Source organism: Paenibacillus sp. W4I10 (assembly GCF_030816325.1).
In the GTDB taxonomy this organism is placed as follows: Bacteria; Bacillota; Bacilli; order Paenibacillales; family Paenibacillaceae; genus Paenibacillus; species Paenibacillus amylolyticus_B.
In genome coordinates, this window is record NZ_JAUSXX010000001.1 from 6,598,314 (window position 1) to 6,622,851 (window position 24,538).

The following is a 24,538-nucleotide window of genomic DNA, read 5'->3' on the forward strand; positions in this document are numbered from 1 at the left end:
AAGGAAAATGTGGTATTTTGATAGAATAATTTACCAAGGGTCAATCCTTCTTGCAGATAGGCGGTGAAATTGGAGCGCGTATTGCAGTACGCACAAACAGCAGGAACCCATCATTTGGTGACGTATTCACATTTAAAAGGAGGGGCAAAGCCTTGAGTAAACGATTGATATCCACGTTATTAAGTGTTCTGATGGTCTTTTCCATTATTCTCCCCGCTGCTGGAGCCGCTCCCGCAGATTCAGTTATTCAGCTTGACAACTTACCCAGTACAGCCGAAGCCAAACAATGGAGAGAGATTCTTGCAGGACGGGAAGCAAAACTTGCCGCAGATCCATTTTTGGATAAAAGCTTGGAAGGTCTGGGTGGAGAGAACACCCGAGTGATCGTTGAGCTTTCCAATAAACCTGTTGCAGTAGCGCAAGGTGAATCAACCCTCTCCGGAAAATCTTTTACCTCCTCTATGGAAACAAAGGCTGTGACTCAAGTTGAGCAACAACAACAGTCATTTGTACATAGCCTCACTCAGAAGAAAATCAAACATGAAGTATTGGAAGAATATGCATATGCCCTGAATGGTGTAGCGATTGAGCTTAAAGGAAACCAGGTGGGACAATTGCTTCAAATACCTGGCGTGGTCAGCGTATATCCTGACCTTGAAGTTACAATTGCGCCAGAAACAGATGAAGTGAATCCGTACATGAAAGACACAGCGCCTTTTATTGGTGCACCTGAAGTATGGGATCTGGGTTACAAAGGAAATGGTATTAAAGTCGGAGTCATTGATACAGGCATTGACTATGAACATCCTAATTTGCAGGAAGCTTACAAAGGCGGATGGGACTTTGTTGGAAACGACAATGATCCATATGAAACAACATATCAAGAATGGAAAGGATCGGGCGAGCCTGAGCTTAATGAGCTTGGAAGCCCTTATTACACATCTCACGGTACGCACGTAGCGGGTACCGTTGCTGCTCGCGAAGCGGGGGACTATGGTATTGTTGGTGTTGCTCCTGAAGCAGATATCTATGCTTACCGTGTACTTGGACCGTATGGTAGTGGTCAAACCTCATGGGTACTCGGCGGAATTGATCGTTCTGTTCAAGATGGCATGGACGTAATCAATCTCTCGTTGGGTAACGCAGCCAACGACCCGAGTTATATTACTTCAGTTGCCCTGAACAATGCGATGTTGTCTGGTGTGACAGCGGTTGTAGCAAGTGGTAACAGCGGACCCAACCGTTATACACTCGGTTCTCCAGGTGCGTCTGCAATGGCTATTACGGTAGGTAACTCTACAGGACCTAGCCAGGTGATTACAGCTGATACTCACTTCTGGATTGGTGAGGAAGGCGAAGAGACACAACCTGAACAACAACCGGTGCCAGAGGTTGAACAGTCTCCTGAACTGGGGACGGCACCTGGAACAGAAGAGTCTAAAGGTTCAGAGCAAGGTGTACCCGCAACTGCTATTGAGGAAAGTGCAGCAGCTGTGGAGGACGCGGTTTCTGATAAAACTTTAGTTGCTGGATCAGAACAAGATGGAATTACAACTGAAACGCCTGTCGACGCTGAAGTTCCGAATGTAGAAGAAGCTATAGCAGAAGAAAATACTCCATCAGCATCACCTTCTGCACCGGTTGAAGCTTCTCCTGAAGCTGCCCCTGTGGAAGAAGAGTCTGTAATTGCTCCGACTGAAGCTCTACTGGCTATTACAGAGTCGGTTTACCGTCTGGATCTGATGGGATGGAGCTTGTCAGCAGACCCTGAAACTGTTTTGACAGGAAAATATGAGCTTGAATTTGCAGCACTGGGTAAGCCAACTGATTTTGAAGGTAAGGATTTTACAGGTAAAGTGGCATTAATACAGCGTGGTGAACTCGCATTTGTAGAGAAAATCGCCAATGCCAAAGCGGCCGGAGCCTTGGCTGTTATTGTATATAACAACATTCCCGGTCCAATCGGTGTAAGCCTGGGCGATAACTTTGAACTCATTCCAACACTGAGCATGTCCAAGGAAGATGGAGATGTGATCAAGGCTGAGCTGGACGCAGGCCAAGCCGTTGAAGTGAGCTTTAGTGATTTTGAACGTTCCCAAACTCCGGGCGATGAAATGAATTCATCCAGTTCACGTGGACCTGCAAAGGTAACACTGGACATCAAACCGGATATTGTTGCACCAGGTACAAGCATTTTGTCTACGATTCCTGCCTACGGCAAGGATGAGCCAGACGCAGATTACGCACAAGCTTATGATCGTAAATCAGGTACAAGTATGGCTACACCTCATGTAGCAGGTTTGATTGCGCTGCTGATCGAGAAGCATCCGGAATGGACACCATTTGATATCAAAGTTGCACTGATGAACAATAGTAAGGTGCTGGATACAACCAAGTTTGATGTATTTGATCAAGGTGCTGGCCGTATTCAGGCTGTTAATACCATTGATCCTGCAGCTTTTGTCAAAGTGCTTGATGTAACTCAATACACGGAGAGTGGCTCTGTTGTTGAAAAGGAAAATATCACCGGAAGTATCAACTACGGTAATTTCCTGAGCACAGATGAAAAGACGATCACCAAAACGATTAAAGTTGAAGCGCTGAATGGTAGTGGCGGGGATTACACCGTAAATGTGAATCCAACTCGTAATGTCGCTGGTGTATCTGTTGCCGTAGATAAAAGTTCCTTCACTCTGAATGGTGAGGAAGAACTTGCAGTGACAATCACCGTTCCGCGTGGGGTTACTGCAACTACAGAAGCACAAGGATACATCGAGTTCTCGAATGGAACCAATACTTTTACTGTGCCATATGTTGCTCATTTCAATGTTACGTTGAGTGGAGTTAAGTATATTGAAACTGTAAAAGGTACTGAAAAAAATCCATTCCACTATCCATTGAAGGCTGATGGTACGTTGGATACCCTTAATGTAGCGATGGAATTTTATAATCCAATGACATTTGCCCTGATTGAGATCTATGATGGTCTTAATCCGGAAGGTGGATATTATCAAGATGGTTATATCGGCTCCATCTTTGGTAACTATTTTAACTTCAATGCCAATGCAAGATACAACCTTGCTTGGGACGGCTCATATGCAGATTACACAACCGATGAAGTGACTGAGATTCCTGATGGTTTATATACGGTAGACATCACTACTATTGGTACGGACGGCAAAACTTATAAGGAAGACACTTCGCCATTTTTGGTGAAAAAGACAGCTCCGGCTGTAACTGCACCAGAAGCGTTGGAGTTCAAAGAGGATGAGTCTGCTGTTCTTAATGGTAGCGTGGAGGACTTGTACTTCCGTGTAGCTCCTGCGCTTGCCAGCGGATGGGACATCACGTTTGATCCGGCCGCTTCCCTGGAAGCAACGTATGTTGTGAAAAAAGAGGATGGTTCGGTTTATAAAGAAGGAGTCTTTGAAGTACAAGCTGATGGTACCTTCAGCCTTCCTTTGGAGGGAATTGAAGCAGGCGAGTATTCTGTTGAACTTACGGTAAAAGACCAACAGGGGCTTTCGGGTACAGCCAATACGGCACTGAAATTGGAAGCCGTGGAGACCGAACCAGAAACTCCGGCAACTAAGGCCCCAGGTACGCCTGTATTGTCTCACAATAACTGGGTAGGCAACGGCTTACCAGAGGGCGCGTATATCGTTACAATGAACCTGTGGTGGGGCGAGAACGCAACTAGCTACAAGTTATATGAGGACGGGGTTTTGGTTGATACGCAAAAGTTGACTTACAACGCACCTTGGGCGCAGTTTGCTCAGACGAAGATCACGGGCAAAGCCAATGGCACGTATACGTACGTGGCTGAGCTGACTAACGACAAGGGAACAACGCGTAGTCAAACGTTGACTGTTCGGGTTACCAACGCAACGCCAGGCAAAGCGGTTCTCTCTCAGGATAACTGGGATGGCGACGGCCATTATAAGGTGACCATGAACCTGTGGTGGGGGACCAACGCTACAGAGTATCGTCTCTATGAAAATGATAAGTTGATTGATACGCAAGAACTCCGTTCGGCTACACCTTATGCGCAAAGTGCTGTGACTACACTGTCCGGGAAAGCATCGGGCACGTATACGTATCGGGCAGAGTTAATTAACGCAGCCGGCGTTACCAGCACAGACACGATTAAGGTAAAAGTGAAGTAACTTCATTCCTCATTGAAATTGATTAAAATTGAATAAATTAATGAAGGAATTGTTCTATGCATAAACGGCCTCCATCCTGATTTGCAGGATGGAGGCCGTTTTGTTTTTATAAATGAATTGTAAATGGCTAACCGATCATTCTATTTTTGCTGGCCTGAATCCCTGCGATTAGCAAAGCGATGGCCAGAATGACCTGTATTAGCAACGGAAGGGTCCATCCTTTTGTCCAGTCATGAAGCATGCCGAACAGTAGAGGTCCCACTGCAGCAAGCATATATCCGAAGGACTGAGCCATCCCGGACAGGCTGGCAGCTTGTCTGGCATCTTTTGTGCGAAGGACGAAGAACATGGTTACCATTCCAAATGAAGCTCCAGCACCTATTCCTGCCAACGTGACACCAATGGTAACGAGCGAAGCGATACCAGTTAACAATAAAGCATACCCGACAATTAAAGAAGAGCACGTTATCGCGGTTAGAACACGCTGATCTCGCGTTCGGCCAGCGAGGATTGGAACGATAAAGGTAGCCGGTACACTAACCATCTGCATTAGGGAGAGCATCCACCCTGCTGAGGTGGGGCTGAATCCTTGCTCAGCGAGAATCTCGGGAAGCCAGGTAATCGTTGTATAGAATATTAGAGATTGCAGACCCATAAATAAAGTAATGAACCAGGCCAGAGAAGAGGTCCGTAGACGTACAGGCGTCCCTTCACTTTGTGTGGCTATGAATAACATTCGCTGACGTCCTGCGGCGATCTGGGGGAGCCACAAGAGAAGCGCCAATATGGACAACGAGGCCCACATGCCTAACGAAGCACGCCAACCCATAGATGTGGCTCCTGCTACGGGCACACTCACACCTGAGGCGATGGCGCCAAATATGTTCATGGATACAGAGTATAATCCGGTGACGATACCTACCCGCAATGGAAAATCACGTTTGATCAAACTTGGCAAAAGCACGTTGCTTAATGCAATGCCGCACCCCAAAATTGCGGTTCCTGCATATAAGGAGAGAACGGAAGGCAACAAGCGTAAGGCCACCCCAATGGTTACAATCATAACAGCCAATAGCAGAGCAGATTCGAGTCCTAACCGCTTGGCAAGACGTGGTGCAAAAGGAGAGACTGCTGCAAAGGCAAGCAAAGGAAGTGAGGTCAGAAGCCCGACCATTGTATGGCCGATACCTGTATCTGAGCGGATCATCTCCACTACAGGTCCGGTTGCTGTAATCGGTGATCTCATGGTAGCGGCGATGACGATAATGCCTGCTAACAACAGGCCGAATCTTTTGGATGTCGAAGAATGCTCTTCCTCGGTATGGATAGGTGAGTGCTGCTGTATTGAAGATGACATTGATAAAATCTCCTGTTTCCTAAGAAGTTAATATGTATGGATTGTTACATAATCCACTCCGTAAGCATAACATTCTATGTCAATATTGAGCAATGAAATGAAAAAACACCCAATGGACCGTGGGTGCCTCGTGCGGACGCTCCAATACAGCGGCATAGAGCATATAACGAAGTGAATGCTCCGACGAACCGTTGGGGTTCTCATCCCTAGAACGCAAAAAAAGCTTCCCGAAGGAAGCTCCTTTTTAATACGTCCCAGGAGGGATTCGAACCCCCGACCGACGCCTTAGAAGGGCGTTGCTCTATCCAGCTGAGCTACTGAGACATGAATTTTTTCAAGCAAAATTGATGTTATCATATGCATACAGGAATATCAAGCATTTTATTTTAAACTGTTTTTCGTATATGATATTTTGCGGCAGTAACGTTTTTTTCATTATATTTAAGGTTATGTTAGAATATCAGGAGAACTCAAAAATAGATCAACAATCGTTTTAATATATACATCTATTTAGGTTGATTCCAACTGGATATTCAGGATATAGAGGAGGTGCTCCCATTAAGGAATCCACGACCCCGGAAACCGAGCATAACAACAATATTGTGCTGTTTCCTAAGACGCTGGACTATTACCAGATTCAATTGACAGTTATGCTTGAAAATGAACGGTATGGTGAAGCGATGAAATTGCTTCACTTTTTGCTGCAATGTCAGGGACAGGAAGAGCGCCACTATGATGAATGGCGGGCCCTGCTTGAATGGCTTCAGGCTGCGTTTCCTCAATATGAAGAAACCTCGCCTGTCGTGCTTGAAGAACGAGAAGAAGAAGAGATTAGTGAGGAAGACATGGCACGGCATCATGCTCGAATGAAGCTTGAACAGGATGATGGCTATGCAGATAAGATGCTTCGCACAGTCATGGAGGAGCCGCTGTCTGAACAGACGATGCTGGCTTTGGAGCAGCTGGCCTATCTTGATCTGCCGAAGATTGACGAGGCACTTACAAGTTGGTTAAAAGATAAGTCGCTTCACCCTCTGCTTCAATTCCGGGTGCTGCAAACCTTGCGTCGCCGAGGTGTTCAAGGTATGATCCTGTTTACGAGAGGTGAAGAGCAGGTTGAAGTCGAGATCGACACCGTGCCTCTTAGACCAGAGGAATTCCCAATCCAAATCGTTCAGATTCTGGAACGAGTGGCAGATCAGACGGAGGTTCATGAACCTACGCTCTTTTATTTTGCCCAGGAACTGTGGATACAATATGTCATGGCGGTGTATGGAACCCGTGATTATGTATCGATGCTGGAAGAAAATGATTCCATGACAGATATATGGGCAGCAGCTCTACATATGACCGTTGCAGACAGTCTGGGTGGTTCGCATGATGAGGAGAATACCCGCTCAATGTATGCTGTGACAGGCGCGATGCGCTTTCGACTGGAGCAGGCTTATCGTTCCATGAAACAGTTTGTATCTGCCGGTTTGGATGGTTAATCGAGGCCGGAAACGTTTTCCTTAAACCGTATCAAGGGATTCCCCTTGAAAAAGAATCTAATCTTGTTTATACTAAAATGGTTATTTTGTACGTGATTGCCTACGTGAACATGTGAATTTTGGAGGGGAAAGTATACAATGAAAGCAACTTGGGAAAAGATAGAGAAGAACCTTGGGGTTCTTGAGGTTGAAGTGGATGCAGATCGTGTAACTGCAGCACTCGACAAAGCTTTTAATAAAGTGGTTAAACAAGCAAACGTACCTGGATTCCGTAAAGGTAAAGTACCACGTTCCATCTTCGAAGCACGTTTTGGTGTAGAGAGCCTTTATCAAGAAGCAATCGACATTTTGCTTCCTGAAGCTTATACAGAAGCAATCGACCAAACGGATATCTTCCCGGTTGATCGTCCTGACGTAGATGTTGAACAATTTGCTAAAGGACAAACATTCAAGTTCAAAGCAAAAGTAACTGTGAAACCTGAAGTTACTCTTGGTGAGTACAAAGGAATCGAAGTTGCTGTAGCAAAAGGTGAAGTAACTGACGCAGAAGTGACTGAAGAACTTGAGCGTCTTCAACAACGTCACGCTGAACTCGTTGTAATTGACGAAGGTTCCGCTGCTAACGGCGACGTTGCAGTAATCGACTTCGACGGTTCCGTTGATGGTGTACCTTTCGAAGGTGGACAAGCTGAGCGTTATTCCCTGGAACTGGGTTCCAACACATTCATTCCTGGATTTGAAGAGCAAGTTGTGGGTCTGTCCACAGGTGACTTCAAAGACGTAGAAGTGACTTTCCCAGAGAGCTACCATGCAGCAGAACTTGCTGGCAAACAAGCGGTATTCAAAGTGAAAATTCACGAAATCAAACGCAAACAGCTTCCTGCATTGGATGATGAGTTTGCTAAAGATGTTAGCGAATTCGATACACTTGAAGAGTACAAAGCTGACCTGAAAACACAATTGGAATCCCGTAAAGCTGACGAAGCCAAAGCTGCACAAGAAAATGCAGTTGTAGAAAAAGTGGCTGAGAATGCTGAAGTGGACATTCCTGCTGCAATGGTTGAGAGCGAAGTACAAAACATGATGCGTGATTTCGACAACCGTCTGCGTAACCAAGGTATGAACCTTGAAATGTTCCTGAGCTTCTCTGGCCAGACTCAAGCTGACCTGAGAGGACAAATGCAAGAAGATGCTTCCAAACGTGTTCGCAACAACCTGGTGCTTGAAGCTGTAGGTAAAGCGGAAAACATTGAAGTATCTGACGAAGAAGTGAATCAAGAACTCGAGAAAATGGCTGAATCTTACAAGCGTCCTGCTGATGAGATCCGTGGCATCCTCGAAGGTAATGGTTCCCTGGACAGCCTTCGCGATGAAGTAAAACTGCGTAAAACGATTGATGTTCTCGTTGAGAACAGCACAGTTGTTGAACCAGTTGAAGCTCCAGCTGAAGAAGTTGTTGCAGAAGCTGACGAAAAATAAGACAAGCTGTTATCAACTTGTCAGTTGAATAAACGATAAGGCACGTGAATTATTGCGTGCCTTATTTTTAAATTATGACATCCATTTTATAGAAAATGAAGTAATTATATGGATGAATACTAATTTTATTGATCCACGTACACTTTTTACATACCTATGTACTTCATGAAATAAAAAACGGCAAGACGGCATAGGATGCCTTCAATTTGCACATACATAGAAAACATGGTTAAATATGATCAGGCTAAAAAGTAAACAAACGGATGTCTGACCCCTCTTGTGAAAAATGACATTGTCACAGGAAAGTGTTAGAATGAATTTGGGTTTGCTTTACAGGTGGCCTATGTCTAATTACATGTAGAAAAGAGGTTGGTCTCATGAGTCTGGTGCCAATGGTTATAGAACAAACTAATCGAGGCGAGCGGTCTTACGATATATATTCGCGTTTGCTGAAAGATCGCATTATCTTTCTAACCAGTGCGATTGATGACGATGTAGCCAATCTTGTCATAGCACAGCTTTTGTTTTTGGCAGCCGACGATCCTGAGAAGGATATCAGCTTGTACATTAATTCACCTGGTGGTTCTGTCACCGCAGGGATGGGTATATACGATACGATGCAATTTATCAAGCCGGATGTATCTACCATTTGGCGTAGGGATGGCAGCAAGCATGGGCTCGTTATTGCTGACAGCCGGTGCACCTGGCAAGAGATATGCGCTGACAAACAGCGAAGTAATGATTCATCAGCCGCTTGGCGGCATTCAAGGACAGGCTGCGGATATTAAGATACACGCAGAATGGATTATTAAAACACGTCAGAAACTGAATCAAATATACGTCGATCGTACGGGTCAGCCTCTTGAGAAAATTGAGCGGGATACCGACCGTGACTTCTTCATGAGCGCTGAAGAAGCTAAGACGTACGGCATTATTGACCAGGTGCTCAGTAGACCGATCAATTCCTAAAGGGGTGGTTTCATGTTTAAATTTAACGATGAGAAAGGGCAATTGAAATGCTCTTTTTGCGGTAAATCTCAGGAGCAGGTACGCAAGTTGGTCGCTGGACCAGGCGTGTACATTTGTGATGAATGTATCGAACTTTGCACCGAAATCGTTGAGGAAGAACTTGGTCACGATGAAGAAGTAGACCTGAAAGATATTCCGAAACCAAAAGAAATTCGTAATATTCTGGATCAATATGTTATTGGACAGGAACAAGCGAAAAAATCATTGTCTGTTGCCGTGTATAATCACTACAAACGGATCAACACACAAAGCAAAATTGAAGACGTTGAATTGTCAAAGAGTAACATTTTGCTGTTAGGACCAACAGGTTCTGGTAAAACGTTGCTTGCGCAAACGATGGCAAAAATTCTGAATGTTCCTTTTGCTATTGCGGATGCTACGTCATTAACAGAAGCGGGTTATGTGGGTGAGGATGTAGAGAACATCCTGCTCAAACTAATCCAAGCTGCTGATTATGATGTGGAAAAAGCAGAGCGTGGCATTATTTATATCGATGAGATTGATAAAGTAGCGCGTAAATCCGAAAACCCATCCATTACTCGTGATGTATCGGGCGAAGGTGTGCAACAGGCTCTCTTGAAAATTCTTGAAGGAACTGTGGCTTCTGTACCACCACAAGGTGGTCGTAAACACCCTCATCAAGAATTCATTCAGATCGATACAACGAACATCCTGTTCATTTGCGGCGGTGCCTTTGATGGTCTGGAGCAAATGATCAAACGCCGGATCGGTAAAAAAGTCATTGGCTTTAATACTGTTTCTGAGCAAAAAGATCTGAAACCAGGTGAATACCTGGGTATGGTATTGCCGGAAGATTTGCTGAAATTTGGTCTGATTCCGGAATTTGTAGGCCGTCTGCCAGTCATCTCCACTTTGGAGCCACTGGATGAAGATACGCTGGTACGGATTCTTTCCGAACCAAAAAACGCGCTTACCAAACAGTACCAAAAACTGCTTGAGCTGGATAATGTGAATCTGGTATTTGAACCAGCTGCATTGCTCGCGATTGCAAAAGAAGCAATTAAACGTAACACAGGTGCACGTGGATTGCGTGCCATCATTGAAGGTATCATGCTGGAAATCATGTATGAAGTGCCTTCACGTGAAGATGTTACGAACTGTGTCATTACCGAAGAAGTTGTTGAGAAAAGAGTCGTGCCTGAACTAAGCCAATCGAAGGACGATAAGCAGGAAGAGAGCGCCTAATAAAGGCCTGAATCCCGTTGAACTCTGAAATATAGACTTGTCAGTTCTCCACTTTGGCAGAAGGCGAATTCATGTCTCTGTCAGGGTGGAGCTTTGACGTTGTGGGGAGAGAAATCACTCATGTATTTAAGACAGGATACACGTCCCGTAAAAGTGGGAAACGTAACGATCGGTGGCAGTAACGAAGTCATTATCCAAAGTATGTGTACAACCAAAACGGCAGACGTTGAAGCAACGGTTGCAGAGATTCTGCGACTGGAAGAAGCGGGTTGTCAAGTGGTACGTGTAACGGTGAATAATGAGGAAGCTGCCGCAGCCATCAAGGAAATCAAAAAACGCATTCATATACCGCTCGTAGCGGACATTCATTTCAATTATAAGCTGGCTTTACTTGCGATTGAGAACGGCATCGATAAAGTTCGGATTAATCCAGGGAACATCGGTAAACGTGCAAAAGTGGAAGAAGTGGTTAAGGCTTGTAAAGACCGCGGCATTCCGATTCGGATTGGAGTAAATGCGGGGTCTTTGGAAAACCATCTCCTTGAGAAGTACGGGTATCCTACGGCAGATGCTATGGTAGAAAGTGCATTGTATCACATTGGTATTTTGGAAGAGCTTGATTTCCATGATATCATCGTGTCTCTCAAAGCATCGGATGTGCCGATGGCGATTGAGGCGTATACCAAAGCGGCTCAAATCATTCCGTATCCGTTGCATCTCGGGATTACCGAAGCGGGTACATTGTTCTCCGGTACGATCAAAAGCTCCGCAGGTATGGGAGCCTTGCTCTCTATGGGTATTGGTTCAACGATGCGGATCTCACTGAGTGCGGACCCGGTAGAAGAAATCAAGGTTGCTCGTGATCTGCTCAAAACATTTGGACTCATCACAAATGCAGCTACATTGATCTCCTGCCCAACGTGTGGACGTTTGGATATCGACCTGTTCTCCATTGCCAACGAAGTGGAAGAGTATATCTCCAAACTGAAGGTGCCGATTAAAGTATCGGTGTTGGGTTGTGCGGTTAATGGTCCAGGTGAGGCCAAAGAAGCGGATATCGGGATTGCCGGTGCTCGTGGAGAAGGTCTCTTGTTCCGTCACGGCAAGATGATCCGTAAAGTGCCTGAAGAAATCATGGTTGAGGAATTAAAAAAAGAGATCGACAAAATCGTCGAAGCCTACGAAGAGACAGGTGTTATTCCTGGTCGTTCGCACTGATTGATTCATATCTTGTTACAACAAAAGCTCGCCAGCGATGGCGGGCTTTTTATTTTCTCGCATACAAATTCCGCATCGCCCGTTTACGTCGCGTTGAAAAGGCTATACTACCAAGTATTAGCATGATCTCATATGAGAATAGCGACAAAATAGGAGGATGTGAAGACATGGAATTTGGTATGGTCATCATGTTGATTCAGTTATTTTTTGGAGTGGTGATTGGTTTGTATTTCTGGAACCTGCTGCGTGGCCAGAAAACAAACCGCAGTGCCGTTGAGCGTGAATCTCGCAAGGAACTGGAGAAGCTGCGCAAGCTGCGTTCGATCTCACTCACCAAGCCGCTGTCGGAGAAGACGCGTCCAGCTACCATTAACGATATTGTTGGGCAAAAAGATGGGTTGCGTGCCCTTAAAGCTGCATTATGCAGTGCGAATCCGCAACATGTTATCATTTATGGCCCTCCCGGAGTCGGGAAGACAGCTGCCGCAAGGGTTGTGTTGGAAGAGGCCAAGAAGAATCCATCTTCTCCTTTCAAGCCAGACGCCAAATTCACGGAGCTGGATGCAACAACAGCCCGTTTTGATGAGCGTGGTATTGCGGACCCCTTAATTGGTTCGGTTCATGATCCGATATATCAGGGAGCAGGAGCTATGGGCGTTGCTGGTATTCCCCAACCAAAACCGGGCGCTGTGACGAAAGCGCATGGAGGAATGCTTTTTATTGATGAAATTGGTGAATTACATTCGATTCAGATGAATAAGCTGTTGAAAGTGTTGGAGGATCGCAAGGTGTTTTTGGAGAGTGCGTACTATAACTCGGAAGACACGCATACTCCTGCTTATATCCACGATATTTTTCAAAATGGCCTGCCGGCCGATTTCCGCCTTGTTGGAGCAACGACTCGTTCGCCTCATGAATTGCCACCAGCTTTGCGTTCCCGCTGCATGGAAGTTTATTTCCGTCCTTTGTTGCCTGAGGAGATTGGGCGAATTGCAGAGGATGCTGTTCAGAAAATAGGGTTCAGTCCATGTCCGGATGCCGTTGATGTGGTCAAGCGATATGCAACCAATGGACGTGAAGCAGTCAATATCATCCAGCTGGCTGCTGGACTTGCGCTGACAGAGAAGCGTGAGACGCTTCAGGCGTCTGATGTGGAGTGGGTGGCGGGTAGCAGCCAGATTCAGCCACGGCCTGATCGGAAGGTCCCTACACAGCCGCAGGTGGGGTTTGTTAACGGCTTGGCGGTATACGGGCCGAATATGGGAACCATTTTGGAGATCGAAGTGTCTGCTGTTCCGGCTCTTAAAGATCAAGGCCGAATCAACATTACAGGCGTTGTGGATGAAGAAGAGATTGGAGGCGGTTCGCGTACACTCCGGCGAAAAAGTATGGCCAAAGGGTCGGTTGAAAATGTGTTAACCGTATTAAAAGCCATGGGTATTCGTCCGAATGATTACGATTTACACGTGAATTTCCCAGGTGGGACGCCTATTGATGGTCCATCTGCCGGGATTGCGATGGCGACTGCCATTACATCAGCCATTCAGGGACGCCCTGTGGATCATGAGACAGCGATGACTGGCGAGATCAGTATTCATGGTCGGGTTAAGCCTATTGGTGGCGTGCTGGCCAAGGTGGAGGCTGCCTTTCAGGCAGGAGCGAAGACCGTTATTATTCCCGCGGAGAACTGGCAGTCCATTTTTGAGAATCTGGATGGCTTGCGCGTTATCCCGGTAGATACGGTACAGGACGTATTCCGTGAAGTATTTGCCTGGGTTCCGGAATTACAACAGATGGAACAAACGAAGCTTGCAGAGGAGACAGTTGCACCTGCACCGGAGATTTTTCCACCGGCATCCGCTTCCTATTTGCGTGCGGACGTGCCTCGTCCAGGACAGGTTACAGATTCGGGAAGCTGCTAAGCGCTTCCCTTCATTGGTTTTTTATGTGAACATTTGATAGAATAATGAATGACTACAACCTGAGAGCCATTGGAGGTGCGAAAGCGATGGGACCGAGCAAAGCGAAAGGTCGTCGTTTTCCTTTACTGCCTTTAAGAGGACTTCTCGTCTACCCGAGTATGGTACTGCATCTCGATGTGGGCCGGGAGAAATCGGTCAAGGCTTTAGAAAAAGCGATGGTAGAAGAACATCTGATTCTCCTATGTTCCCAAGCCGAAGTAAATATTGAAGAACCAACACAAGAGGACATTTTCAGAATCGGAACCGTGGCCAAGGTCAGACAGATGCTGAAGCTTCCGAACGGTACGATTCGTGTACTCGTGGAAGGCTTGGAACGGGCTGAAATTATTGAATATACGGACAACGAGGAATATTATGAAGTACTGGCTAAAGAGCTGCCTGAAGAGGAGAATACCCATCCGGAGACGGATGCCTTGATGCGTACTGTTCTGAACCAGTTCGAGAATTATATTAATCTGTCCAAAAAAGTGACACCAGAGACACTCGCAGCGGTGTCTGACATCGAAGAACCAGGACGTCTGGCCGATGTCATCACGAGTCACCTGTCCTTGAAGATCAAGGATAAACAGGAAATTCTGGAGACCATCGACGTTCGGGAACGTCTGGAGAAATTGCTGGATATCCTGAACAATGAGCGCGAAGTGCTGGAGCTTGAACGCAAGATCAGCCAACGTGTGAAGAAACAGATGGAGAAAACGCAGAAGGAATATTATTTGCGCGAGCAGATGAAAGCGATCCAGAAAGAACTGGGTGAAAAAGAAGGCCGTGCGGGTGAGGTCGAGGAACTTCGCACTCAGATGGAAGAACTCGGCTTGCCGGACAAGGTGAAAGAAAAGGTAGAGAAAGAAATTGATCGACTGGAGAAAATGCCTGCAAGTTCAGCCGAGGGCGGAGTCATTCGCAACTACGTGGATTGGCTGCTTGGCCTTCCTTGGAGTCAGATGACAGCGGATGATCTGGATATCCAAAAAGCCGAAGATGTGCTCAATGCAGATCATTACGGACTGGAAAAGCCCAAAGAGCGTGTGCTTGAATATCTGGCTGTCCAGAAGCTCGTCAAGAAGCTCAAAGGGCCAATTCTCTGTCTGGTTGGACCTCCAGGGGTCGGTAAAACATCACTTGCTCGTTCGATCGCCAGATCGCTGGGTCGGGAGTTTGTAAGAATATCTCTTGGCGGCGTACGGGATGAAGCCGAGATTCGTGGTCACCGACGCACCTATGTAGGAGCAATGCCTGGGCGTATCATCCAAGGGATGAAAACGGCAGGTTCACTGAATCCGGTATTCCTGCTGGACGAGATCGATAAGATGGCTTCAGACTTCCGCGGAGATCCTTCCGCAGCGTTACTTGAGGTGCTTGATCCGGAACAGAATAATACGTTTAGTGATCACTTTGTCGAATTGCCGTTTGACTTATCCAACGTTATGTTTATAACAACTGCCAACACGGTACACAATATTCCGCGTCCATTGCTGGATCGGATGGAAATGCTCAACATCCCTGGTTACACGGAGCTGGAGAAGCTGCAAATTGCGAAAAACTATTTGTTGCCCAAGCAGAAGCAGGACCATGGTCTGGAAGAAGAGCAATTGGAAATCCCGGATGACGCGTTGTTGCGTGTAATTCGTGAATATACACGGGAGTCAGGTGTGCGTAATCTGGAACAGCAGATGGCTTCGTTGTGCCGGAAAGCTGCCAAGAACATCGTATCTGGTGTGGAAGGTCAGATTAACATCTCATCAGATGAGATCAAAGACTACCTTGGACCTGGCAAGTTCCGTTATGGAATGGCCGAACTTGAAGATCAGATTGGTACCGTAACGGGTCTGGCGTGGACTGAAGTGGGTGGAGATACCCTTGTCATTGAAGTGACTGTTGTGCCTGGAACAGGTAAATTGACTCTCACAGGTAAACTGGGGGATGTCATGAAGGAATCGGCACAAGCCGCATTCAGTTACACCCGTTCCAAAGCTACACAGCTTGGAATTTCGCCTGACTTCCATGAGAAGAACGATATCCATATCCACGTTCCGGAAGGAGCAATTCCGAAGGATGGTCCATCTGCCGGGATTACGATGGCAACAGCGTTAATCTCAGCCTTGACGAACAAACATGTGTCCAAGGATATCGCAATGACTGGTGAAATAACACTACGTGGACGTGTGCTGCCGATTGGTGGCCTGAAAGAGAAATCACTGGCAGCCCATCGTGCCGGCTATAAAAAAATATTATTGCCTAAGGATAACGAACGGGACCTGCGTGACATTCCAGACAGCATCAAGGAAGATGTGGAGTTTGTCCCTGTAGCCCATATGGATCAGGTATTGCAGCATGCACTTGTTGAGCAGACAGGAATTCACCTGTGATCCACGTATCCGAAAGGTTCGTATGAAGATTAGACCGTTCTGCGGAGGCTTCGGCGTCCGCTGGAACGGTTTTTTTGGTATGATAGAACAATCCATGGCATAATACCTTCAACAGGTGATGCATAGCACAGGCGTTCAAGAGAGGAAAGATACAATATGAAAGTAAATCAATCTGAATTTATTATCAGTGCCGTTCGGCCTGAACAATACCCCGAGGACGGTCTGCCAGAGATTGCTTTGGCGGGACGCTCCAATGTGGGAAAATCTTCCCTGATCAACCGTTTGATCAATCGTAAAAATTTGGCTCGGACGAGCTCAACACCGGGTAAGACACAGCAACTCAACTATTATAAAATTAATCAGGATCTCTACTTCGTCGATTTCCCGGGATATGGCTACGCTAAAGTTTCCAAAGAGCAACGCTTTGCCTGGGGCAAAATGATGGAGAAATACTTGTTGGGACGCGAAGAATTGAAACTGGTTATGCAGATGGTGGATATGAGACATGAGCCATCCAAGGATGACAAGATGATGAATGAGTGGCTTCGTCATAACGGATTGCCTTTGGTTGTCGTAGCGACCAAGATGGACAAGATTCCAAAAACACGCAGAGCCAAACATATCAAAGTCATTAAGGAATCACTGGGTCTTCGTTCAGGGGATTTGTTTGTACCGTTTTCATCCGAAGAGGGATTGGGGAAAGAAGAGTTATGGGACATCATAACCAGGCATGCTCAGATAGATAAGTATGCACCAGTGCTGGATGCAGAGGGTGCTTCTGATGAGGAAGAAACCAACGAAATTAACGGATAACCGAGATAGTATATCGTTTTAGTGCAGGAAAGTGAGCATGCTAAGTGAATCTTTGATGAGATCAAGATTAATCCGGTTTTTTATGGAATTTCGTGAGAATTCATCATCTGGATCTGGAGAAAAATAACGTTAGGGTAGTGTATAATGAGCATAGGTGCATATTGCCAACAGTACCAAAATACCGGCCATGCCGGCCTGAAGAATTTTGAGATGACTGCTACATGTGCAGGAAGACAAAACAATCGGGAAAGAATTGAGGGATTTGTATGGCTCAGCGGTTAGCCACAGAGTATGTTAAGGCCACTTTGAAATTGTCAGAACCCCAGATGCATCAGTTTTTGCGCATGACAGAAGATGGCAGGCTTCATCACCGGGTTAAGGTGTTGGACAATGGTTGTCAGGAGGTTGTGCTGGGGGATGTAAGTGGAGAAGAAGTGCATTTCCCTTTTGACCGCATAGAAGGGTTTTATATCTGTGAGTTATCTTGCCGCCTGGTGAATCTGCATCTGACCAATGTTGTCCGGAAGCTCTTTGTGACTTTTTAAAGGTGACGGGGTCGTTCATCGGATCTATAAAGGGTTCACCATGACGTATGTTTATGCTCAAGGCACTGTCCGCAAAATTGTGGAGAAGACCGGGGAGAACACCCGAGTGATCTATGAATACAAAAATACGTTGCTTGAATTGCAACATCTGTTCCAGGCCAGAGATGTAGAACGCGAAATCAACCGTGTGTATGCCGAGATCGATTCACTGCTGGATACTAGAAAAGATGCGACTGCTGATCAGCTCCATCATATTGATGAGACGCTTGCTCGTCATCAAAAACGATTGTTTGAGCTTGAAGCTTATTAGCTTAAAATTGTATGTTTATAAACGTGTATGTATATAATGAATTCCCCTGTATCTTCCGGGCAGTGGCACTCGCCAATGCGGAGGTTTCAGGGGGATTTTTTGATGTGAAATCGAATATTCCGAATTGAGCATATTTATTTTACAATCTTCTGGAAAAGGGTTGATTTCACTCTGATTCAATGTTATTTTTAATCTCGTTGAAAACAATATAGGAACCAGGATTCACTCAGGACATTATATGTTGCGAGAGATTTTTCCCTCGGGAAGTGAATGACGTAGGTCCTAGCGGATGAAATTTTTCAAACATTTTATTCCTAGGAAGGGGGAACCGAAGGGTGGAATATTCAACTTTCGGAAGACACGTTGCTGTTGATACTTGGGGTGTCGACTTTAATCTACTGAACAATGCAGAGTATCTGGAAGCCCAAATGGTTGAAGCAGCGGAGGCATGTGGCGCGACAGTGATGTCCGTACAATCCAAGCAGTTTGATCCACAGGGAGCAACCGTACTTGTACTATTGTCTGAGAGCCATCTCTCCATTCATACGTATCCTGAGAGAGGTTTTGCAGCAATAGACTGTTACACTTGTGGGGAGACCGTAGATCCACAGCTTGCTATTGACTACCTGGTATCCGTATTAAAGCCTGAAAAAACGTATGCAAAGAAGTTGGTACGTGGATTGGGCGAATTGCAAGTTGAAACACCAGAGATGAACAACCAGACTGAACGGGTTTAAATAAAAAGTATATTGCATACACAATGTTCACATATCGGGATGGACACATAACCTCCCAAACTTTAATAGTCATGGAATAATTCCATGGCTATTTGTTTTAATATGCGTATCGTTATGAATATTCATAATCGACACTTTTTAACGCATAACAGTGAACTTTGGTGAGACACTACAATAAATGACAGTGCATATGATGATGAACATGGTGATTTCATAAACATTTCATAAAAATGACCCGGTCACGGCTATGATGTGTGATATAATTAACCATGTCAATCATAAATGGATAGACATATGCAGTAAGCACTTTGATTGGAAATTTATTAGGCAGGTGAACTTGCAATGCACATCGTTGTCGTTGGTTTGAATTATCGCACGGCGCCTGTAGAGGTTAGGGAACGATTCACATTTGCAGAAAAGGACTTGTCTGAAGCGCTGCAGCAGCTCAAGCTGACCAAGAGTGTATTGGAAGGTGTAATCGTAGCCACATGTAACCGTACCGAGTTGTATGTTGTGGTGGACCGTCTTCACATGTGTGGTTATTTTATTCGAACATTCATGGAACAATGGTTTAATGTACCACGGGAAGAATTTACGCAACACTTATATATATATGAAGATGATCAAGCCATGCGCCATTTGTTCCGTGTCATCTGCGGACTAGATTCCATGGTCATTGGTGAGACTCAGATTCTTGGACAGGTGAAACAGGCTTTTCTTAAAGCGCAGGAAGAGAAATCAACAGGTACCTGGTTTAATAAGTTATTTAAACAGGCCGTTACGCTGGGTAAGCGGGCACATTCGGAGACATCCATCGGGGAGAGCGCCGTATCTGTCAGTTACGCTGCTGTTGAACTCGGTAAGAGGATTTTTGGCATGTTCACAGACAAGAAAGTGCTCATTTTGGGTGCCGGCAAGATGAGTGAACTAACCGTGAAACATCTCTATGCCAACGGGGCATCCGAGGTCATCGTGGCGAATCGTACGCTTGCAAGAGCTGAAGAATTGGCAGCCAAGTTCCGGGGCACACCTTGTACGATGGAACAGGCGTTAGATCGACTTAATGAAGTTGATATTGTGATTAGTTCCACTGGAGCTGAACGTTATGTCATGGATGCAGCAGTAGTACGGGAGAGCATGAAGCGTCGTCAATCTCGTCCATTGTTCCTGATTGATATTGCGGTTCCACGCGATATTGATCCGGCGATTGGTGAATTATCCAATGTATTTCTCTATGACATTGATGACCTGGAAGGAATCGTGGAGAGCAACCTGGAGATGCGTAAGGTGGAAGCTGCCAAGATTGAGAGAATGATCGAGCTTGAGATGGAGGATTATTACCATTGGCTCAAAACGTTGGGTGTTCGTCCCGTTATTCGCGCTTTGCAGGAAAAAGGTGTCTCCATTCATGAAGAAACGATGGATAGCCTCTTTAATAAACTGCCTGAGCTCGATGAACATCAACGTAAAGTCATTCGTCGTTTGACCAAGAGTATTGTGAACCAAATGACGACAGATCCGATTAATCGTATTAAGGAAATGGCAGGCACGAAGCAAGGTGATGAAGCTCTACGCATGTTTACTCAGATTTTCGCTCTGGAAGATGCAGTAGAGATGGCCGCTGAAAAAGTGAGTCAGAGTGATGCCACAGCTCTGGCGAAACCAGCCGCTCACCTTAACGAAAACCGGCAAGACCCCGTGCCGGCTTATGCTCCGGCAGGCGTATAAGGCGGGTGGGCAGCTTGACCCTTGCTGAACAAGTCTATGAAGCTCTAATCTATATGTATGCCCTGAGCCTACTGTTCTATTTCTCGGACTGCATTCGACGCAATGCGGGGGCGAAGCGGACAGGCACAGGGTTTCTTGTCGTTGTTTGGGGATTGCAGGTAACGCATGTTATATTGCGCATGTGGACTGAAGGCCATTTTCCCATCTACACTACCTTTGATTTTTTGTTTATATTTTCATTCAGTATTGTGCTGATGTCTCTCGTCATGACTCGCATTCAGCGTTCCGAATTTGTGATTTTGTTGCTGAATGTTGTAGGTTTTTCCGTTACGGTATTAAACCGACTGTGGTTTACGGCCGGAGAGATATCACTGCATAACTGGCAAACGGTACATGGGTTACTTATCATGCATATTACCTTGGCGAATCTTGGTTTTGCGGCGTTAACCGTTGCTACGGTATTTGCCTTGTTATATCTGTTCTTGCACCGTAAGTTGAAGAAAAAAAAGTGGAATGATACGATGCGACGGCTGCCAAGCCTGGAAGTGATCGGTAAGTATATGGATGGTGCTACGTTGATAGGAACACCGCTCCTTGGTGTTTCTGTGATGCTTGCCGTATTATCCATTGTGGCGGAAAGACGCTGGATTCTACTCTTGGATCTCAAAGTTATTTCGACAGGTCTTGCTATAGCCATCTATGTGGGTTACTTCGTATCCAAGAGAAGGAAACAGTTCTCTACAATTATCATGGCAAGATGGACACTGATCGGGTATGGATTTGTCATAATAAGTTTTTTATCCAATGCGTATTCTGCGTTTCATCGTTGGACGGGAGAGTGAAGGGGATGGACCGTTACACGCCGATATTTGTGAATACTTCAGGCAAGAAGTGCTGCGTGGTTGGTGGTGGACATGTTGCCGAACGTAAAATTAAGGGATTGCTGCATGCCGAGGCACAGATTACGGTCATTAGTCCGGAGCTTACTCCCGTATTAAAACAACTGCATCATGAATCCCGAATTCAATGGATAGACCGGTCCTACCGCAATGGAGATTTGCGGGGGGCCTTTCTCGTATATGCAGCGACTGACCATTCAGAGGTCAATTCAACTGTGGTTCGGGATGCTGAGGCTGCGGGCATATTGGTGAATGACGCAATGTCTTCGAAGCACAGCAGCTTTATTACACCAAGCGTGGTAAGGCGTGGGAGATTAAGCATAGCGATATCCACAGCAGGAGCGGGACCGGCAGCAGCTGCGGAGATACGTGCCACACTCGAACGACAGTTCGGTGATGAGTATGAGACGTACCTTGAGTTTTTGCACCAGATGAGGACCGAGGTGAAGTCACGCGTATCATGTTCAAGTCTCAGAAGTACGTTGCTTCGGCAATTAACTGAAATGAACATATTAGAAGATATTCGTACAGGCCATTTTCGGTGGTGGACCGAAGAAGAAATCGGGGACTGGATATCCCGTAATCAGGAGGAAGTGTAGATATGCGTATAATTAAAGTTGGAAGTAGACAGAGCGCGCTTGCGCTAACCCAGACAGGCCATGTCATTCAGGATTTACGCGATATTTGTGAGCGGGAAGGATTAGCTTTTGACTTTGAAATACATAAGATTGTTACCAAGGGAGATCTCATTCTGGATGTAACGTTGTCAAAAGTCGGAGGCAAAGGTTTGTTTGTCAAAGAGATTGAACAAGCGATGCTTGATCGTACGATTGATATGGCTGTGCATAGCATGAAGGATATGCCTTCCGAGTTACCCGAAGGATTAATCAATGGTGCTATTCCCCGTCGTGCAGATCCACGGGATGCGCTGATCTCTAATGGTGGACTAACTCTGGATCAACTGCCAGAAGGAGCTAGAGTCGGAACAAGCAGTCTGCGCCGGTCGAGTCAATTGAAAGCCTATCGTCCAGATTTGCAATTGGAATCGATTCGCGGCAATATTGATTCCCGTCTGCGGAAGCTGGAGACCGAAGGATTCGATGCGATTATTCTGGCAGCTGCAGGATTGTACCGTATGGGTTGGGAAGACCGAATCACAGAGTACCTGACTGAAACAGCTTGCCTTCCGGCAGTGGGTCAAGGCGCGCTTGGTATCGAATGTCGTGAAGACGATGAGGAACTGTTGCACTTGCTGCAGCTGTATAATGATCCGGAGACAGCATTTCCTGTACAGGCGGAACGCCGTTTTCTCAGTGTATTGAATGGGGGCTGCCAGGTTCCGATCGGTGCTCATGCGGTGTGGGTGCCTCAGCAAGATGCAGATTCCCTGAATGGTGAAAACACGTTACAATTAACAGGTATGGTCGGTACGCCTGATGGTGGACTGATTCTTAAGGAAGCTCTGATCGGCAAGGACCCGGTTCGTCTGGGTGAAGAAGTGGCTTGGAGATTGATTGAACGGGGAGCAGAGCAGATACTGGCAGAAGTTAGGGGATGAAGACATGGTGGGAAAGGTCTTTTTGGTAGGGGCAGGTCCTGGGGATGCAAAGCTGATTACGGTAAAAGGGTGGGAATCCATCGGTAAAGCTGATGCTGTAGTCTATGATCGTTTGGCAAGTCCGAGATTGTTGAAACAAATGAAACCCGGCGCAGTCAAGATTTACGTGGGCAAGCGCCCGGATCGGCATACGATGAAACAGGAAGAGATCAATCAACTGTTAGTTGATCTGGCGCTTGAAGGCAAGGTTGTAGTTCGGCTTAAGGGCGGCGATCCAACGATCTTTGGACGTGTAGGCGAAGAGGCAGATTTGCTGCACAAAAACGGAATTCCGTTTGAGATTGTACCTGGGGTTACCGCTGCAATAAGTGTACCTGCGTATGCCGGAATTCCCGTCACTCACCGTGACTATGCATCTTCCATCTCTATTATTACGGGGCACGAGAGTCCGGACAAGCTTGATCGCAGTATCCATTGGGATAAAGTGACGAATGCAACGGGCACACTTGTATTTATGATGGGGGTTGCCAAAATTGGATATATCAGCGAACAATTGATTCGTCATGGTCGTCCAGCGCAAACACCGGTAGCTCTGATTCGTTGGGGAACACGAGCGGAACAGGATACCCTTACAGGTACCCTTGAAGATATAGAAGCGAAAGTGATCGCAGCCAATTTCCAACCGCCAGCTGTTATTGTGGTGGGGGATGTCGTCAATCAAAGGGAACAATTGAAATGGGCAGAAGCGCTGCCGCTGTTTGGCAAACGAATTCTGGTAACCCGTGCTCGCAGTCAGGCGAGTGAACTGGTGAATCGCATTGAGGAACTCGGCGGCGAACCGTATGAGTTTCCGGTCATTGAGACGGTCATGCCGTCCAGTGAATCTGCGCAGCAAAGTGTCAAAGACGCCTTCAGTGCTTTAAATACCTATGATTGGGTGTTTTTCACAAGTGTGAACGGCGTGGAGTTTTTCTTCCGCCATCTGGAACAGGAAGGCAAGGACATTCGCTCGATTCATCAAGCGAGAATTGCTGCCGTAGGACCTTCCACAGCAGATGCTTTGCGCAAACATGGCATCATTGCAGAGGTTGTCAAAGGTCCTTTCCAGGCCGAAGGCATGCTTGAGGCTTTTGAAAGCGAATTGAAGGAAGGTCAGAGAGTATTGCTCCCGCACGGTGATCTTGCACGTACATGGTTACGTGATCAGTTGAGAGAACGAGGACTTCAGGTCACCGAAGCCATCACCTACGATACGATCCTCGCTGGTGAGGATGATGATGAACTGCTCAAGCTGCTTGAAGAAGGCGGTATTCATGCGGTGACCTTTACAAGTTCATCGACGGTTACCAATTTCATGAGTATGTTGAAACGTATGGGGTTGCAAGATCCATTGCCTTTATTGAAAGATGTGGAGGTTGCGTGTATCGGACCTGTTACAGCGAAGACGGCAGAAGCCGCTGGACTAAAGGTTACACTGATGGCAGAGGAAGCAACGATGGATAGCTTGATCACAGTGCTATGCGACTGGAAACGGACAGGCACCAAAGAAGGCGCTCTTCGAAATTAATACACATGTAATCATGTCAACATATGAAGCGTGCTGAATTCGATAGGATACCAGCGCGCTTCCCTTTTTGCTCTATTTAACTTTTTTC

Annotated in this window: 15 protein-coding genes, 1 tRNA gene and 2 pseudogenes; 16 read left to right on the top strand and 2 right to left on the bottom strand. The window is 46.2% G+C overall.

Annotation, left to right across the window (positions count from 1 at the left end; translation table 11 throughout):
- Nucleotides 1-152 precede the first annotated feature (152 nt).
- A complete protein-coding gene (locus QF049_RS29615) occupies nucleotides 153-4,166 on the top strand; it encodes a S8 family serine peptidase (protein ID WP_307542549.1) in 4,014 nt (1,337 codons plus the stop codon).
- Nucleotides 4,167-4,293: 127 nt separating this feature from the next.
- On the opposite strand, the gene QF049_RS29620 is transcribed toward QF049_RS29615, so the two are convergent.
- On the bottom strand, nucleotides 4,294-5,523 hold the full coding sequence (locus QF049_RS29620; RefSeq protein WP_307542551.1) for a CynX/NimT family MFS transporter: 1,230 nt from the start codon (nucleotides 5,521-5,523) through the stop codon (nucleotides 4,294-4,296).
- A 250-nt stretch (nucleotides 5,524-5,773) separates the two neighbouring features.
- Nucleotides 5,774-5,847, bottom strand: a tRNA-Arg gene (locus QF049_RS29625).
- 233 nt (nucleotides 5,848-6,080) lie between these two features.
- Here QF049_RS29625 and QF049_RS29630 point away from each other — a divergent pair.
- From QF049_RS29630 to cobA, 15 genes and pseudogenes are all read left to right on the top strand, one after another.
- Nucleotides 6,081-7,013 (top strand): hypothetical protein, encoded by a 933-nt coding sequence (locus QF049_RS29630; RefSeq protein WP_124117785.1) that lies wholly within the window; start codon nucleotides 6,081-6,083, stop codon nucleotides 7,011-7,013.
- A gap of 138 nt (nucleotides 7,014-7,151) precedes the next feature.
- Nucleotides 7,152-8,492, top strand: a complete 1,341-nt coding sequence (gene tig / locus QF049_RS29635; protein WP_150364100.1) for a trigger factor — start codon at nucleotides 7,152-7,154, stop codon at nucleotides 8,490-8,492.
- A gap of 377 nt (nucleotides 8,493-8,869) precedes the next feature.
- Nucleotides 8,870-9,461, top strand: a pseudogene (clpP, locus tag QF049_RS29640) (ATP-dependent Clp endopeptidase proteolytic subunit ClpP).
- A 12-nt stretch (nucleotides 9,462-9,473) separates the two neighbouring features.
- Nucleotides 9,474-10,727 carry an ATP-dependent protease ATP-binding subunit ClpX gene (clpX, locus tag QF049_RS29645; protein WP_036605887.1) on the top strand — a complete coding sequence of 418 codons (1,254 nt, stop codon included), beginning with the start codon at nucleotides 9,474-9,476 and terminating at the stop codon, nucleotides 10,725-10,727.
- A gap of 120 nt (nucleotides 10,728-10,847) precedes the next feature.
- Nucleotides 10,848-11,945 carry a flavodoxin-dependent (E)-4-hydroxy-3-methylbut-2-enyl-diphosphate synthase gene (gene ispG / locus QF049_RS29650; protein WP_076216934.1) on the top strand — a complete coding sequence of 366 codons (1,098 nt, stop codon included), beginning with the start codon at nucleotides 10,848-10,850 and terminating at the stop codon, nucleotides 11,943-11,945.
- A gap of 167 nt (nucleotides 11,946-12,112) precedes the next feature.
- Nucleotides 12,113-13,867 (top strand): ATP-dependent protease LonB, encoded by a 1,755-nt coding sequence (gene lonB / locus QF049_RS29655; RefSeq protein WP_307542554.1) that lies wholly within the window; start codon nucleotides 12,113-12,115, stop codon nucleotides 13,865-13,867.
- 86 nt (nucleotides 13,868-13,953) lie between these two features.
- On the top strand, nucleotides 13,954-16,293 hold the full coding sequence (gene lon / locus QF049_RS29660) for an endopeptidase La (protein ID WP_091037589.1): 2,340 nt from the start codon (nucleotides 13,954-13,956) through the stop codon (nucleotides 16,291-16,293).
- 156 nt (nucleotides 16,294-16,449) lie between these two features.
- Nucleotides 16,450-17,106: a ribosome biogenesis GTP-binding protein YihA/YsxC gene (gene yihA / locus QF049_RS29665; protein ID WP_219845154.1), complete on the top strand. Its 657-nt coding sequence runs from the start codon at nucleotides 16,450-16,452 to the stop codon at nucleotides 17,104-17,106.
- A gap of 266 nt (nucleotides 17,107-17,372) precedes the next feature.
- A pseudogene (locus QF049_RS31450) lies at nucleotides 17,373-17,961 on the top strand (non-ribosomal peptide synthetase module).
- Between the two features lie 335 nt (nucleotides 17,962-18,296).
- Complete coding sequence (gene speD, locus QF049_RS29680) at nucleotides 18,297-18,698, top strand: adenosylmethionine decarboxylase (RefSeq protein ID WP_091011877.1); 402 nt, start codon at nucleotides 18,297-18,299, stop codon at nucleotides 18,696-18,698.
- Between the two features lie 342 nt (nucleotides 18,699-19,040).
- Nucleotides 19,041-20,426, top strand: coding sequence for a glutamyl-tRNA reductase (gene hemA, locus QF049_RS29685; protein ID WP_017692596.1), 1,386 nt, complete (start codon nucleotides 19,041-19,043; stop codon nucleotides 20,424-20,426).
- A gap of 14 nt (nucleotides 20,427-20,440) precedes the next feature.
- Entirely contained in the window at nucleotides 20,441-21,268 is an 828-nt protein-coding gene (ccsA, locus tag QF049_RS29690) for a cytochrome c biogenesis protein CcsA (RefSeq protein ID WP_371129100.1), read from the top strand.
- Between the two features lie 5 nt (nucleotides 21,269-21,273).
- On the top strand, nucleotides 21,274-21,924 hold the full coding sequence (locus QF049_RS29695; protein WP_307542567.1) for a precorrin-2 dehydrogenase/sirohydrochlorin ferrochelatase family protein: 651 nt from the start codon (nucleotides 21,274-21,276) through the stop codon (nucleotides 21,922-21,924).
- 2 nt (nucleotides 21,925-21,926) lie between these two features.
- The gene (gene hemC / locus QF049_RS29700; protein ID WP_307542569.1) at nucleotides 21,927-22,883 is read left to right on the top strand and encodes a hydroxymethylbilane synthase; all 957 of its coding nucleotides are present in this window, start codon (nucleotides 21,927-21,929) and stop codon (nucleotides 22,881-22,883) included.
- Nucleotides 22,884-22,887: 4 nt separating this feature from the next.
- Nucleotides 22,888-24,450: a uroporphyrinogen-III C-methyltransferase gene (cobA, locus tag QF049_RS29705; RefSeq protein WP_307542571.1), complete on the top strand. Its 1,563-nt coding sequence runs from the start codon at nucleotides 22,888-22,890 to the stop codon at nucleotides 24,448-24,450.
- Nucleotides 24,451-24,538: the final 88 nt, after the last annotated feature.

Coding starts and splice junctions, on each gene's coding strand:
- QF049_RS29620 (WP_307542551.1), bottom strand. CDS start 5,523: ATGTCATCTTCAATACAGCAGCACTCACCTATCCATACCGAGGAAGAG.
- tig (WP_150364100.1), top strand. CDS start 7,152: ATGAAAGCAACTTGGGAAAAGATAGAGAAGAACCTTGGGGTTCTTGAG.
- clpX (WP_036605887.1), top strand. CDS start 9,474: ATGTTTAAATTTAACGATGAGAAAGGGCAATTGAAATGCTCTTTTTGC.
- ispG (WP_076216934.1), top strand. CDS start 10,848: ATGTATTTAAGACAGGATACACGTCCCGTAAAAGTGGGAAACGTAACG.
- lonB (WP_307542554.1), top strand. CDS start 12,113: ATGGAATTTGGTATGGTCATCATGTTGATTCAGTTATTTTTTGGAGTG.
- lon (WP_091037589.1), top strand. CDS start 13,954: ATGGGACCGAGCAAAGCGAAAGGTCGTCGTTTTCCTTTACTGCCTTTA.
- yihA (WP_219845154.1), top strand. CDS start 16,450: ATGAAAGTAAATCAATCTGAATTTATTATCAGTGCCGTTCGGCCTGAA.
- hemA (WP_017692596.1), top strand. CDS start 19,041: ATGCACATCGTTGTCGTTGGTTTGAATTATCGCACGGCGCCTGTAGAG.
- QF049_RS29695 (WP_307542567.1), top strand. CDS start 21,274: ATGGACCGTTACACGCCGATATTTGTGAATACTTCAGGCAAGAAGTGC.
- hemC (WP_307542569.1), top strand. CDS start 21,927: ATGCGTATAATTAAAGTTGGAAGTAGACAGAGCGCGCTTGCGCTAACC.
- cobA (WP_307542571.1), top strand. CDS start 22,888: ATGGTGGGAAAGGTCTTTTTGGTAGGGGCAGGTCCTGGGGATGCAAAG.